We start from the raw sequence: 14,587 nt of genomic DNA on the forward strand, positions 1-14,587 counted from the left end.
AAGCCGCGCGGAAAAAAGCCGCACAGGGCATGGCAGCTCCGGAAGACCAAAGAACCATCCAGGGCGGAGGTTCACCTTCGGTCGGTCAAGCCTGGAATGTTGCTTATGGGACTGACGGGCTCAAAGCATCCCGGCAGGAAGGGCCAACACCAGCAAAAAGGGCCAAAGCCGGCATGCCCCAGCCATCACACCCGAGCGCCCTTCAACAACACCAGCACGACACCCGCTCCGCCGTCGTTCGGCGGCGCTTCGACAAAGGCCAGCACCTCTTCCTTCTGCACCAGCCAGCGCCGCACCTTCTCTTTCAGCACCGGGGTCCGATTGACGGACCCCAAGCCCTTGCCGTGAATCACACGCACGCAGCGAAATTCCATCTTCACGCAGCCGCGCAAAAATTCCGCCAGGGCTTCACGCGCCTCGTCCACCCGGTAGCCATGCAGGTCCAGCTGCGACTGGATCGTCCACTGCCCGCGGCGCAGCTTGCGCACCACGTCGTGGCCCAGACCCTGGCGACGGTAGGACAGCGTCTCGTCCGTCTCGATCAGCCAGTCGGCGCCGTACTCGTCAGAGATTGACTCCTTCAGCACCTGCTTGTCGTCTTCCCAGCGCTTGAACGGGAAGGGCGCGGGCGCCGCCACGGGCTTTTCCACCCGCGGCGCCAGCTTCAGCGGTTTGACCGCACCGACCAGGCTGCGGAATTCGGCCGCGGCCTTCCGGGCCTCCTCGGCCGCCCGCGCTGCTTCGCGCGCACGGGCTTCGTCCACGCGCCGCTGTTCCTCAAGCTCCTGTTTCAGGGACTTGAGGTCAGCCAGGCTTTTGCGGCCAGGTTTCGTGGCCATGGTCGAACTCCGGGTTCAGGGCAAACAACGCGGCTTAGACCGCCTCGCCGTCCAGCCAGCGTTGGGCGTCCAGCGCGGCCATGCAGCCCGTGCCGGCGCTGGTGATGGCCTGGCGGTAGATGTTGTCCTGCACGTCGCCCGCGGCGAACACGCCGGGCACGGACGTCATCGTGGCCAATCCGTGCAGACCGCTACGGGTGATGATGTAGCCGTCTTTCATTTCCAGCTGGCCTTCGAAAATGCTGGTGTTCGGATGGTGGCCGATCGCGATAAAGACGCCGGTCAGCGCCAAGTCTTCGGTCGTGCCCGCCTGGTTGTTGCGGATGCGCGCGCCGGTCACGCCGGTGGTGTCACCCAGCACTTCGTCCAGCTCGCTGTGCAGCTTGAAGATGATCTTGCCTTCGGCCGCCTTCTCGTTCAGGCGGTCGATCAGGATCGGCTCTGCGCGGAACTTGTCGCGGCGATGCACCAGCGTCACGGTGCGGCAGATGTTGGCCAGATACAGGGCTTCTTCGACCGCGGTGTTGCCGCCGCCGATCACCGCCACGTCCTGCTGCTTGTAGAAGAAACCGTCGCAGGTGGCGCAACCCGACACGCCGCGGCCCTTGAAGGCTTCTTCGGACGGCAAGCCCAGGTACTTTGCCGAGGCGCCCGTGGCAATGATGAGCGCGTCCGTGGTGTACGTACCCGAATCACCCACCAGGGTGAACGGGCGCGCATCCAGCTTGACCGTGTGGATGTGGTCGAACACCATTTCGGTCTTGAACCGTTCCGCATGCTCCAGAAAGCGCTGCATCAGTTCAGGACCCTGCACGCCATTGACGTCGGCCGGCCAGTTGTCCACCTCGGTCGTGGTCATCAGTTGGCCGCCTTGCTCCATTCCGGTGACCAGCACCGGCGACAGATTGGCGCGCGCCGCGTAGACGGCCGCGGTGTAACCGGCGGGGCCCGACCCGAGGATGAGGACTTTAGCGTGTTTGGTTTCGTTCATAGTTGACGTCTTTTTCCTGTCTGTTCCGTTCAAATTGGACCACGAACCGAACATTCAAGGCATTGCAATGGAAAGATCGATTATAAGTAGCGGTTTGTTGCACTGTGCTTGAGTTTATCTATCACGACGATAGCGCCCGCTCCGTCGGGCATGCTGCGTCGCACATATAATCACCGCCATGGCTCGTACCGCAACTGCCGGGAATTCCCGCAAGTCTCCTCCCCCCAGCACCAGTACCGGCGCGCTGCCGGGTCGCCTGTCTCGACTGTTTCGCGAGGCACGCTGGATCCTGTTCGCCGCGCTCGCGGTCTACCTGACGCTGGTCCTCGCTACCTATCACACGGCCGATCCCGGCTGGTCCCACGCGGTCAACACCGACCGCGTGTTCAACAGCGGCGGGCGCTTTGGCGCCTGGCTGGCGGATCTGTCCTTGTTCCTGTTGGGCGTGTCCGCCTGGTGGATGGTCGTCTTGCTGCTGCAACGCGTCTATGCCAGTTACCTGCGGCTGGCCAATCACCTGCTCAAGACCCCCAATGAAAGCGATGCCCCGGTCCGCGTGAAGTGGGAACAGGGTTTCGGTTTTGGCGCGATGCTGCTCGGCTCGGTCGGACTGGAAGCGCTGCGCCTCAAGTCCTTTGGTGCGTCCTTGCCGCACGGCAGCGGCGGCATGATCGGCGAAGCGATCGCTCGCTACGCCGCCAACGCCTTTGGCTATACCGGCGCCACCTTGTTGCTGCTGGTGTGTTTTGCCATCGGCGCCAGCCTGTTCTTCGGCTTTTCGTGGCTGGCCCTGGCCGAACGCGTCGGCTTCCTGCTCGAATCCAGCATCCGCCGCACCAAGGTCGCCGTCCAGGCCCGTGAAGACCGCCGCGCCGGTGAAGTCGCCCTGCAAGCCCGTACCGAAGTGGTCGTGGCCAAGCAGGAAAAGCTGGTCCACGAACAGCCCGTGCGTATCGAACCTGCCGTGACGGTGGTGCCGAAATCGCCGCGCGTGGAAAAGGAAAAGCAGCAGACGCTGTTTGTCGACCACCGCAACGAAAGCGCCAGTGGCGATCTGCCGGCGCTGAGCCTGCTCGATCCCCCGCCGCCCGTGCAGGAAACGGTGTCGAGCGAAACCCTGGAATTCACGTCGCGCCTGATCGAAAAGAAGCTGGCCGACTTTGGCGTGCAGGTATCGGTTGTGGCGGCGCAGGCCGGCCCGGTCGTGACCCGCTACGAAATCGAGCCGGCGGTGGGCGTCAAGGGCAGCCAGATCCTGAACCTGGCGAAAGACCTGGCGCGCTCATTGAGCCTGGTCAGCGTGCGGGTGGTGGAAACCATTCCTGGCAAGAACCTGATGGGCCTGGAACTGCCGAACATGCGCCGCCAGACCGTCAAGCTGTCGGAAATCCTGGGGTCGCAGGCCTTCCACGACAATGCGTCCTACCTGACGATGGCGCTGGGCAAGGACATTGCCGGCAAGCCGGTGGTGGCCGATCTGGCCAAGATGCCGCACTTGCTGGTGGCCGGCACGACCGGTTCGGGCAAGTCCGTCGGTATCAACGCGATGATTCTGTCGCTGCTGTACAAGGCCGATCCGACCCAGGTCCGGATGATCCTGATCGACCCGAAGATGCTGGAAATGAGCGTCTATGAGGGCATCCCCCATCTGCTGGCGCCGGTCGTGACCGACATGCGCCAGGCCGCCAACGCACTCAACTGGTGTGTGGGCGAGATGGACAAGCGCTATCGCCTGATGAGCAAGCTGGGCGTGCGGAACATGGCGGGCTACAACGCCAAGATTGCTGAAGGCATCCGCAAGGAAGCGCCGATCCCGAATCCGTTCTCGCTGACGCCCGACGCGCCTGAACCGCTCAAGCCGCTGCCCATGGTCGTCGTGGTCATCGACGAACTGGCCGACCTGATGATGGTGGTCGGCAAGAAGATCGAAGAACTGATCGCCCGTCTGGCGCAAAAGGCGCGGGCGTCGGGCATCCACCTGATCCTGGCCACGCAGCGCCCCAGCGTGGACGTGATTACCGGTCTGATCAAGGCCAACATTCCCACCCGGATCTCGTTCCAGGTGTCGTCCAAGATCGACTCGCGGACCATTCTGGATCAGATGGGCGCCGAAGCCCTGCTGGGCCAGGGCGACATGCTCTACATGCCGCCCGGTTCCGGTCTGCCAACGCGTGTTCACGGCGCCTTCGTGACCGACGAGGAAGTCCACCGGGTAGTCGAGCAGCTCAAGCTGCAGGGCGAACCGAACTACGAAGACGGCATTCTGGATGGCTCAGGCGAAGGCGACACCGGCGACGGCGTCAGCAGCGTCACCGGGATGGCGGATGCGGAATCCGACCCCATGTATGACCAGGCTTGCGAGGTGGTGCTCAAGCACCGCCGCGCGTCGATCTCGCTGGTGCAGCGCCATTTGCGTATCGGTTACAACCGTGCCGCGCGCCTGCTGGAACAGATGGAACAGTCGGGTATCGTGTCTTCCATGCAGTCCAACGGCAACCGCGAGATCCTCGTGCCTGCCACGCAGGGCGAATAAGCCCGGCGTTGTGTCCGGCCTGCCGAGCGCCCGAGCGCTTCGCAGGCCGCGCACGAATCCTTCGGATGTTGGACGCGGTGCTACGGCGCCGTTTTTTTATGGAGATGTCTATGACCGCTACCGCTTCTTTCCCCTTCATGCGGTTTCCGGCGCTGCGCAAGGCCGCGCTGCCCCTGCTGGTCAGCGCCCTGATGCTGCCCGCCGGCGCGTGGGCGGCCACCGCCGCCGAGCAGTTGCGCGCGTTTGTCAGCGGCACCCAGTCGGCCACCGGCAGCTTTACCCAGACCACCAAGGCCACGACGGGGCAGGGCGCGCCCAACCAGTCCGGCACGTTTTCCTTCCAGCGGCCGGGCAAGTTCAAGTGGCAGGTCGTGAAGCCCTACGAGCAGTTGATCGTCTCGGATGGCAAGCAGTTGTATCAGTATGACCCCGACCTGATGCAGGTCACCGTGCGCGCCGTGGGTGAGGCGATCGGATCGTCACCGGCTTCCATCCTGTTCGGATCGGGTTCGCTGGAACAATCCTTCAACGTCGCCCCGATGCCCGCGAAAGAGGGCGTCGAATGGCTGCGCGCCACCCCCAAGTCGCCCGACGCCGGGTTTTCGCGCGTCGACATCGGTTTTCGTGATGGCTTGCCCGCCCAGCTTGAACTGCTTGACGCCTTCGGCCAGACCACCCAGGTGACGTTCGCCAACATGGTCCGCAACCCGGCCGTGTCCGCCGACAGCTTCCGCTTCGTGGCGCCCAAGGGCGTGGATGTGGTCCAGATGAATCAGCAGCCCGGGCAAGCTGCGCCGCGTTGATGGGCGGCAGCCTGCCGACGTTGGATTTCCTTCACGTTCGGTAAACGCCGATCATTGACCCTCTTTCGCCATCCATTGCTATTGCCCCTGACCGCTGACCATCATGGCTGACCTGTTCGACGCCGCGCCCACCGCGCCCCTGGCCGAAGCGCTTCGGCCTTCCACCCTGGACGAGGTGATCGGGCAGTCGCACCTGATCGGCCCGGGCAAGCCCCTGCGGCTGGCCTTTGAATCCGGCAAGCCGCATTCGATGATCCTGTGGGGCCCGCCCGGCGTCGGCAAGACCACGCTGGCGCGCCTGACCGCCACCGCCTTCGGCTACGAATTCATCGCCTTGTCGGCCGTGTTTTCCGGCGTGAAGGAAATCCGCGCGTCCATGGAACGGGCCGAGCACAACCTCGCGCTCGGCAAAAAGACCATCCTGTTCGTTGACGAAATCCACCGCTTCAACAAAAGCCAGCAGGACGGCCTGCTGCCCTTTGTCGAATCCGGCCTCGTCACCTTCATTGGCGCGACCACCGAAAACCCATCCTTCGAAGTCAACTCGGCCTTGCTGTCTCGCGCGCAGGTGTACGTGCTGCAGGTGCTGACCGACGACGAACTGCGCCTGCTCGTGCAGCGCGCGCAAGACAAGGTGTTGACGCACCTGAAGCTGGAAGACGCTGCCATCGACACGCTGGTCGGCTATGCCGACGGGGATGCCCGTCGCCTGCTGAACCTGGTCGAACAGACCGATACCGCAGCCCGGGCGGCCGGCGTCGATCTGGTCACCCCGGACTTCCTGCAGAACGCGCTGACCCTGAACGCCCGCCGCTTCGACAAGGGGGGCGACAACTTCTACGACCAGATCTCGGCCCTGCACAAGTCCGTACGCGGCTCGCATCCCGATGCCGCCTTGTACTGGCTGACCCGCATGCTGGACGGCGGCGCCGACGCCAAGTATTTGTCCCGCCGCATCGTGCGGATGGCGTGGGAAGACATCGGCCTGGCCGACCCGCGCGCCATGCAGATCGCCAATGACGCCGCGTCCACCTTCGAGCGGCTCGGCTCGCCCGAAGGCGAATTGGCCCTGGCCCAGGCCGTGATCTACCTGTCGATCGCGCCCAAGAGCAACGCCGGCTACATGGCCTACAACCAGGCCCGCGCCTCCATCAAGAAAGACAAGTCGCGCGAAGTGCCCGTGCACCTGCGCAACGCGCCGACCAAGTTGATGAAGGAACTGGGGTATGGGCACGAGTACCGGTATGCGCACGACGAGCCCGAAGCGTATGCAGCGGGGGAGACGTACTTGCCGGAAGGCATGCCGGAACCGGGGTGGTATCAGCCGGTGCCTAGAGGCTTGGAACTGAAGATTGCGGACAAGCTGGCGCGGTTGCGGCAGATGGATGAGGACGCGGGCGACGATTGACGCCGGATGCAGTCACATCGCGGCTTGGTCTTGCGAAGCTCGCGCCTGATTCAGGCTCCACCGCAGCGGCTGCCGCAGCCGCTGCTAACTGCTAGCCGACCCGCGTTTCCAACGCTGGCATCGTCGTCAGCTGCTCCGGCATATGCCGGCTTGCCCGCCGCACCAGATCACAAAAATATTCCGCCGCCGGCGTCAACGGCAACGAGGCACGCCGGACCATCACAATCGCCGGCGCGCCTATCTTTTCCTTGATCGGCACTTCCTGTATCCAGCCTTGCAGCGGCGCGAACGCCAGCCACTGGCGCGGCACGATCGCCAGGATGTCCGCGTGCAGCACGAACACGATCTGCCCCAGAATGCTGCCGCCAAAAGTCCGCGACGCCGGCACCGGCAAACCGTGCCGCTGGAAGAGAGCGGCGAATTCTTCGTCGTCAAAGGCTGGGCTGCTCATGGACCAGCGGTCGTCCATCAGCGCTTTCAACGAGGTGGCCTCGGCCTGCGGATGCCCCTTGCGGCAGACCACGCAGCGTTCGTTGTCGAACAGCTTTTCCAGCACGAACTCGCCGGGCAGGGAATGGCTGGGGCCCAGGCCAATATAAAAATCGATCTCGCCGTCGCGCATGGCGGTTTCTGCGGCGCTGAAACCCAGGCCTTCCACCACCGATAACTGCACGCGCGGATAGCGTTCCAGGAATTGCGGCAGCACCTCGGGCAGCAGGGCCATGTGCGGCACGGTGGACAGGCAGGCCACGACCCGGCCATCCCCACCACCCAGGTGCTGCTGGATCTCTTCGCGGGCGCGGCTCAGTTCGCCAGTGGCGACGCGAGCCCGTTGCACGAACAGGGCGCCCAGCGGGGTCAGGACGGTGCCGCGTTGCTGTCGTTCAAAGATCGGCGCGCCGATTTCCTTTTCCAGGTATTGAATGCTCTTGGTCATCGTCGATTGCGACAAGCCCGACTTGCGCGAGGCGGCGCGCAGGCTGCCGGCTTCGGCCACGGCAATGACGTCCCGCAGGTGATGCAGTTTCAAGGTGATTCCTGGCAGCGATCGCTGAGCAAATATTGGCATCTTCTGGCGTTCGGGGCGTGCTGACAAGATAGGCATCCCCTAGTCCCCCAGCGGGCGGCCTGGAATCGGACACCTTCGATCCGACCTGCCGCCCGCTGCCATGAGATCGAGACACCATGGACCACCCCTTTATTTTCCGCGCGCGCGCTGGCGCCCTTGTTCTGTCCTGCCTGTTCGGTGTGCCGGCGTTTGCCGCGGATCCGGCCGACCGCATCCTTGTCAACGCCGAAGTCCTGACCATGGACCCGGCCCGGCCCACGGCCGCCGCCTTGGCCATTCGCGGCACCGACATTGCCGCTGTGGGCAGCCGTGCCGACATCCTGAAACTGAAAGGTCCGCGCACCGAAGTCATCGACGTCGGCGGCCGCACCGTGGTGCCGGGGCTGATCGACAGCCACATCCACGCCATCCGCGGCGGGCAAAGCTTCACCTTCGAAAGCTACTGGTACGACAAGACCACCCTGGCAGATGCACTGGCATCGCTGAAGCAGGAAGCCAACACGCGCGGCGCGGGCAAGTGGGTGGCCGTGACCGGCGCCTGGCACCCTGACCAGTTCGACGAACACCGCGCGCCCACCGTGGCGGACCTGACCGCGCAACTGCCCGACAATCCGGCCTACGTGCAATACCTGTATGACTACGCGCTGCTCAACGCCAAGGGCATCGAAGTCCTCCAGCTGGACAACAACGGCCAGGTCCCGGCGGGCGTGACGGTGGAACGCGACGCGCAGGGCAAGGCAACCGGCAAGCTGCTGGGCGGCATCGGCCCGTTTTCGGCGCTGTTCGCGCGCATCGGCGCCCGGTCGGCCACCGACTATCGGGATAGCCTGCGCGCGTTCTTCTCGGAAATGAATCACCTGGGCGTCACGGGCCTGATCGATCCGGCCGCCGGGGACCGCAACGCCTTCAACCCCTTGTACGCCTTGTGGCAAGACAAGGCATTGACCGTGCGGGTCGGCTGGCGCGCATCGTCCTTCCAGCGCGACAACGAACTGGAATGGTTCAAGACCACGCTCGCCTACATTCCGCCCCGATCGGGCGACGACATGCTGCGATTCGTCGGCCTGGGCGAATCCGTGGTCGGCGGGATGAATGACGGCGTGCGCCAGGCGCCGGGCTTTTCACCCCCGCAGGTTGCGCGCGACGAACTATTCAAGGTCGCTACCTGGGCGGCCGAAAACCGCTATCCGCTGGAAATCCACGCCTACACCGACGACTCCGCCAACCTGATCCTGAACGAGTTCGAAAAGGTCGCGCAAAAGACGCCGCTGAACGACTTGCGCTGGACCATCACCCACATCAACACCGGCACCGCCGCCACGCTGGACCGCATGCGCCGCCTGGGCATTTCGTATTCAGTGCAGATGGGTCCGTACTTCGAAGCCCAGGTCATCAAGGACACCAATGGCCAGGCGGTTGCCGAGGCATCGCCCCCCACCCGGCTGGCGCTGGACAAGGGGATGATGGTCGCGGGCGGCACCGACTCGACGCGCATTGGCATGATCAACGTCTGGCGGGCCATCGAGTACCACGTGACGGGCCGGTCGGTGGGCGGCATGGTGCAACGCCGGGCCGATCTGCAGTTGTCGCGCGAAGAGGCCTTGAAGCTGTACACGGCCAACGCTGCGTGGATCTCGTTCGACGAACAACGCCGCGGTGCGATCAAGCCCGGCATGCTGGCGGATGTGGCGGTGCTGGATGCGTCGTACCTGCGGGTGCCGGCCAACCAGATCCACGCGATCCGGTCGGTGATGACGCTGGTGGGCGGCAAGGTGGTGTACGGGGCGACGCCGTTGCGCGGCGCGTCGTCGAAGGCGTCGGCGTGGTCGTCGTCCGGCGAGGGTAGCAGGGCGGCATCGGGAAACAAGGAAGTTATCTTGAAGGCGATGGCCGCGGCTGACCACGCGCACTAGCAACGCAGGAAGGGAAAGGGGGCGGGCGGTCGGGACCACGGGCGGCGCAGAAGGGCCGGGCCCGGCCAGCCGGAACGACGAGCGGCGCCGACGGGCAAGGGGGGGCGGAGTTAGGTCGGCCGAGCCCGGCAGGGCAGCTCGCCTGGGTCCGTTCGATTATTTGCGCCCGGTCCTCCAGGTCACTTTGCCAAGGCGAGTCTGCCGTCTTGGCCGGCTAGGATGGGTCGATTCGTCCTAGTCAGGGGCATCCGGCCGGATTGAACGGTAAAATCGCAAGATTGACGGCAGGGGACTCAACATCCCCTTCCTGCCGCATCCAACCTTCCTATATAGACCTCCCATTTCCCATGCTTGATATCGCCCTGCTGCGCAAAGACATCCAGGCGGTCGCCGCCCGTCTCAATGACCGGGGCTACGCGCTCGACATCGACAGCTTCAATGCGCTGGAGTCGCGTCGCAAGGCAGTCCAGACCGAGACCGAAACCGTGCAGGCCAGCCGCAACGCGCTTGCCAAGCAGATCGGTATGGCCAAATCCAAGGGCGAAGACGCGTCGGCGCTGATGGCCGAATCGCAAGCGCTGCCCGCGCGGTTGAAGACGCTGGAAGACGAACTCGCCATCATCCAGCGCGACCTGCAGGACCTGTTGCTGGCCGTGCCCAACGTCCCGCACGCCAGTGTGCCGACCGGCGATTCGGAAGACGGCAACGTCGAAGTGCGCCGCTGGAGCCCCACCGGCGCCGACCCCGCGCCGCTCGGCTTTGAAGCGAAAGACCACGTCGCCCTGGGCGAACCCCTGGGCCTCGACTTCGAAACCGCCGTCAAACTGTCCGGCTCGCGCTTCACCCTGATGCGCGGCCCCATCGCCAAGCTGCATCGCGCGCTCGCCCAGTTCATGCTGGACCTGCAGACCGAGCAGCACGGCTATACCGAGTGCTATACCCCGTACATCGTCAACACCGCCACCCTGATCGGCACCGGCCAATTGCCCAAGTTCAAGGACGATATGTTCTGGGTCACCAAGGGTGGCGAATCGCTGGACGAACACGGCAACGCCATCCCGCGCGAAGACCTGTACCTGATCTCCACGTCGGAAATCACCCTGACCAACACCGTCCGCGGCGAAATCGTCCCGGTCGAAGACCTGCCGATCAAATTGACCGCTCACACCCCGTGCTTCCGTTCCGAAGCCGGCAGCAGCGGCCGCGACACCAAAGGCCTGATCCGCCAGCACCAGTTCGACAAGGTCGAAATGGTCCAGATCGTTCACCCCGACACGTCGTACGACGCGCTCGAAGCCATGGCCGGCCACGCCGAAAAGGTCCTGCAGTTGCTTGGCCTGCCGTACCGCGTCATGCTGCTGTGCACCGGCGACATGGGTTTCGGATCCAGCAAGACCTACGACCTGGAAGTGTGGCTTCCTGCCCAAAATACGTATCGCGAGATTTCGTCCGTCTCCAATTGTGAAGCCTTCCAGGCCCGCCGCCTGCAGGCGCGCTTCCGCGCCGGCAAGGGCAAGCCCGAACTGCTGCACACGCTGAACGGCTCCGGCCTTGCTGTAGGGCGCGCTTTGGTAGCTGTGCTGGAGAATTATCAGCAGGCCGACGGCTCGATCGTGATTCCAGAGGCCTTGCGCCCATACATGGGGGGCCTGGAACGCCTTCAGGTGGCTGCGCGCCCGTAACGTAGAAGTTACACACGGTTTTGGGGGGCGTGTAAGCTTTGCTGGCACATACACACCCCGTTCATCACCCGAAGGAGCACGCCATGTTGAAGTGGGCCATCATCTTCTTAGTCATTTCGATCATCGCCGGTATTTTCGGTTTCACGGGCATCGCAGCGGGTTCCGCCGCCATCGCCAAGTTCCTGTTCTTCGCCGCGCTGATCCTGTTCGTGATCTTCCTGGTCCTGGGCGTCACGATCTTCAAAAAAATAACGTAGTCGGCACCCGCGGAGGGGCACATCCAACACTTGCCACGAAATTCCTGATATACTTTTTGACTGTCGCGATTGCCCAACCACTCGGGCCGTTGCGAGCGTCGAAAGATGCACGGAGAGGTGGCAGAGTGGTCGAATGTACCTGACTCGAAATCAGGCGTACGTGCAAACGTACCGTGGGTTCGAATCCCACCCTCTCCGCCAGTACCATCGCCAGTTTCTGGCGTTCAATGAAGCCCGCCTACGCGGGCTTTTTTGTTTTCTGGCGGGGGCTGGCTTTAAGGCTCACCGGTCCAGTTGGCGAAACGCCACGACCCATACCCACGGATTCAACGACCAACTGCCAGCGCCGTTGATCGACTCCCAAACGTTACGGTAAGCCAAGATGACTGACGGCCCGCCAGCATTGATTGCCGCGCCCCTTGCTGAAGCCTCCTTGTCACTAGTGGCGCCTATTCCCAACGCCTCGCGGCCGGCCCCTGACACCTCAGCATCTGCACCGATCCCCTCGGCCACGGCATCCTGCTCGCTACAGTCATTCAACCGCTCGATGCGAGTCGCGACGATTTCCAACGTGATCCGGCTTGCCATGCGCGGCATGAACAGCGCCGATCGCTTATGCCAGCCCGGCGCGGCATCGCGCCTCGTCGACAGCGGAAAGTCATTACCGCTCGCCGCGTAGTGGTAGGACCGGCCGGTCTCGATCGTCATGTCGACGAAGCGCCATTCGTCGCGCTGCAGTGTCTTGCTGTAGCGTGTTTCCCAGCGGCCGTAGGCGAAAAAGGTTTCGCGCACCCTTAGTCTATCTCCCGGTACGCCATACGGGCAGGTGATGACTCGTCCTGCCGGGTGGTCGCTATCGTTGATCGACATGCGGGTATCAGGCGTTCCGTCCGGCAGCCGCACACCACATTCACTCACGAACCCCGTCGGCTGCGGCTTTACCACGCGGCGCGTCTGTGTCTTGGCGCCGGCCAGCAGCGCGCGAACCATGGGTCCGCTGAAAAGAATGGCCCGTTCCTTCATTGCCGTTCCTGCATTGCCGACGCCAGAGGCGGCGACGCGTTAAAACCGCCGCCGAACCGGCGCAGGCCGATACCACGCCGCCTTACCCGCCGTCCGAGCCGCCCCCTGCCGCGCATGCCCGCGCAAGTGCAAGTCGACCGCCTCCACCCACGGCTCCAGCAATTCCCGCGCGTCCTCCGCCATCGGAAAGCTGTCCGGCAGCCGATACGACAGCCACAGGTACGCCCACAACTGCTGCACGGCCATCTCCGCCTTGTCCAGCGCGGCATTTTCCGGATAGCCCCTTAAAAACTCCAGCCCGACCGGCACGTCGCGATTGACCTTGCGGACCCAGTCCGTCCACGTCGCGCCCAGGACCTCATGCTGCGAGCTCAAGGGCACCATCGCCAGCAGGTGCTTGGTCTGCAGCGTTAAATTTTGCATGGCATCGAGCAGGGACGCGCGGTCCAGCATTTCTTGCGGGACGTGGGCGCGGAAGAAGCCGTCGCCCTGGTCGGCGTGCTGCTCGTAGGCGGCGAGCAGGGCTTCGAGGCGTTCCGTATTGGCCAGTTTGGACAGCCGTTCCAGATAGGCCTGGCTGGGCGCGATCAGGAAGCCGCGGGCGGGCAGGGGCGGTTGCTGGGCCTGCATCAGTTCGACGACGACACGATGTTCGTTGGGGGTCAGGCCGACGACGATGCCGTCCTTGGTTTGCTTGCCCTTGGACAGAGGCTGGTGACCGTAGCGGCCGGCCCGTCCGCCGATCTGCTGGAGCATGGCGACGTCGAGCCGCTGGACGTCTTCGCCGTTGAACTTGGTGACGGACGTGAAGACGACGCGCTGGATGGGCAGGTTCAGGCCCATGCCGATGGCGTCGGTGGCGACCAGGATGTCGGCGTCGCCGTCGGCGAAGCGCTGGGCTTCGCGCTCACGCACTTCGGGGCTCAGCATCCCGTAGACGCAGGCGACGGACATGCCGCGCGCCAGGAAGTCGTCGCGCAGCGTCAGGGCATTGCGCCTGGAAAACACGACCCATGCGTCGCCTTTACGGGCTTGCCGCAGGCCCGCAATGGGGTCGCCGGCCAGCGCGTTCTGCGCGACGGTCAGCGGGTGTTTGCGTTCTTTGTAGTGGACTTCGAGTTCCAGGCCGAGCCGGGATGCCAGTGCCCTGACGGCCGCCTCTGCGGACAGCGCGCCGAGCAGCCAGACTTCGCCGGCATTCGCGCCAATGACGGCCTGGGTCCAGGCCCATCCTCGGTCGGGGTCGAGCAGCATCTGGATTTCGTCGATGACGGCGACGTCGACCTGTCGATCGGGGTTCAACATTTCGATGGTGGATGCCGTCACCCGGGAGCGCGCGACATCGCGCCGGTCTTCACCGGTCAGCAGGGACGTCGGCACCTTGAATTCATCGTTGAGGCGGTTGAACGCTTCCAGCGCCAGCAGCCGCAGCGGGCCGAGGTAGACGCCGCTGTCGGCTTTCGCCAGGCGTTTGAATGCGTCGTAGGTTTTGCCGGAATTGGTCGGGCCGAGCACGGCAATCAGCCGGCGTTTGCGCCCGTGCGCGCGGAAGGATTCGGGATAGTCTTCGAGCCGGACGGCCTGGCGGATGGCGTTGCCCATGGCCTCGCGCGTTTTTTCGACGCGCAGAGACGACAGGGCGTGCTCAAGAATCCTGGGAAGGTCTACCAGGTTGACGCCGTCGGCAAGGTGCTCTTCCAGATCGTCGGCCAGGTCCAGCAGGCCTTCGGCGTCGGCAGCCCCCAGGAATGCCTGCAGGCGCCCGGCGGCGATGTCCAGGGCGCCTTGCAGCCCCGGCAGCAGCTTTTTGGCTGCGTCACGTTGATGCTGCTTGCGATCCTTGAGCGTCATGGCCGCGAACTTCCGGCTGTCGCCCAGCTTGGACGCGTCGGTGTAGCCGTACACGACCCACTGCTGATCATTGAAGTCGACGGTGAGTCGGGCCGCCAGCCAGGCTGAACGGGTACCGACGATTAACTTGGTGGCTTCTGGAGCCTGGGATGGAAGCATTCAAACCTTTGCGAGCGGCTAACGAATGTTCGTTCGTCAGTGTCGACCTGTAGCAGGGC

11 protein-coding genes and 1 tRNA gene are annotated in these 14,587 nt (G+C 64.2%); 7 read left to right on the forward strand and 5 right to left on the reverse strand.

Annotation, left to right across the window (positions count from 1 at the left end; genetic code table 11):
* Positions 1-185 precede the first annotated feature (185 nt).
* Both HD883_RS24230 and trxB read right to left on the reverse strand, forming a co-directional pair.
* Positions 186-839: a Smr/MutS family protein gene (locus HD883_RS24230; RefSeq protein ID WP_179589602.1), complete on the reverse strand. Its 654-nt coding sequence runs from the start codon at positions 837-839 to the stop codon at positions 186-188.
* A 34-nt stretch (positions 840-873) separates the two neighbouring features.
* Positions 874-1,830 (reverse strand): thioredoxin-disulfide reductase, encoded by a 957-nt coding sequence (gene trxB, locus HD883_RS24235; protein WP_179589604.1) that lies wholly within the window; start codon positions 1,828-1,830, stop codon positions 874-876.
* Positions 1,831-2,008: 178 nt separating this feature from the next.
* Between trxB and HD883_RS24240 the strand changes: the two genes are divergently transcribed.
* The 3 genes from HD883_RS24240 to HD883_RS24250 all read left to right on the forward strand — a co-directional run bounded on the left by HD883_RS24240 (position 2,009) and on the right by HD883_RS24250 (position 6,574).
* On the forward strand, positions 2,009-4,363 hold the full coding sequence (locus tag HD883_RS24240) for a DNA translocase FtsK (protein ID WP_179589608.1): 2,355 nt from the start codon (positions 2,009-2,011) through the stop codon (positions 4,361-4,363).
* 137 nt (positions 4,364-4,500) lie between these two features.
* Positions 4,501-5,166, forward strand: coding sequence for an outer membrane lipoprotein chaperone LolA (lolA, locus tag HD883_RS24245; RefSeq protein WP_179589876.1), 666 nt, complete (start codon positions 4,501-4,503; stop codon positions 5,164-5,166).
* 103 nt (positions 5,167-5,269) lie between these two features.
* A complete protein-coding gene (locus HD883_RS24250; RefSeq protein ID WP_179589610.1) occupies positions 5,270-6,574 on the forward strand; it encodes a replication-associated recombination protein A in 1,305 nt (434 codons plus the stop codon).
* 91 nt (positions 6,575-6,665) lie between these two features.
* Here the strand turns inward: HD883_RS24250 and HD883_RS24255 are convergent, their stop codons facing one another.
* Positions 6,666-7,604: a LysR substrate-binding domain-containing protein gene (locus HD883_RS24255; protein ID WP_179589612.1), complete on the reverse strand. Its 939-nt coding sequence runs from the start codon at positions 7,602-7,604 to the stop codon at positions 6,666-6,668.
* A 155-nt stretch (positions 7,605-7,759) separates the two neighbouring features.
* Between HD883_RS24255 and HD883_RS24260 the strand changes: the two genes are divergently transcribed.
* From HD883_RS24260 to HD883_RS24275, 4 genes are all read left to right on the forward strand, one after another.
* Complete coding sequence (locus tag HD883_RS24260; protein ID WP_179589614.1) at positions 7,760-9,556, forward strand: amidohydrolase; 1,797 nt, start codon at positions 7,760-7,762, stop codon at positions 9,554-9,556.
* A gap of 347 nt (positions 9,557-9,903) precedes the next feature.
* Complete coding sequence (gene serS, locus HD883_RS24265) at positions 9,904-11,238, forward strand: serine--tRNA ligase (RefSeq protein ID WP_179589616.1); 1,335 nt, start codon at positions 9,904-9,906, stop codon at positions 11,236-11,238.
* 83 nt (positions 11,239-11,321) lie between these two features.
* Positions 11,322-11,495 carry a DUF1328 domain-containing protein gene (locus HD883_RS24270; RefSeq protein ID WP_179589618.1) on the forward strand — a complete coding sequence of 58 codons (174 nt, stop codon included), beginning with the start codon at positions 11,322-11,324 and terminating at the stop codon, positions 11,493-11,495.
* Between the two features lie 111 nt (positions 11,496-11,606).
* Positions 11,607-11,696: transfer RNA gene (locus tag HD883_RS24275), tRNA-Ser, on the forward strand.
* 81 nt (positions 11,697-11,777) lie between these two features.
* On the opposite strand, the gene HD883_RS24280 is transcribed toward HD883_RS24275, so the two are convergent.
* The gene (locus tag HD883_RS24280) at positions 11,778-12,518 is read right to left on the reverse strand and encodes a hypothetical protein (RefSeq protein ID WP_179589620.1); all 741 of its coding nucleotides are present in this window, start codon (positions 12,516-12,518) and stop codon (positions 11,778-11,780) included.
* Positions 12,519-12,557: 39 nt separating this feature from the next.
* Entirely contained in the window at positions 12,558-14,528 is a 1,971-nt protein-coding gene (locus tag HD883_RS24285; RefSeq protein ID WP_179589622.1) for a helicase-related protein, read from the reverse strand.
* Between the last annotated feature and the right edge of the window lie 59 nt (positions 14,529-14,587).

Origin of the sequence: Pigmentiphaga litoralis, from assembly GCF_013408655.1 — a bacterium.
Taxonomy (GTDB): domain Bacteria; phylum Pseudomonadota; class Gammaproteobacteria; order Burkholderiales; family Burkholderiaceae_B; genus Pigmentiphaga; species Pigmentiphaga litoralis_A.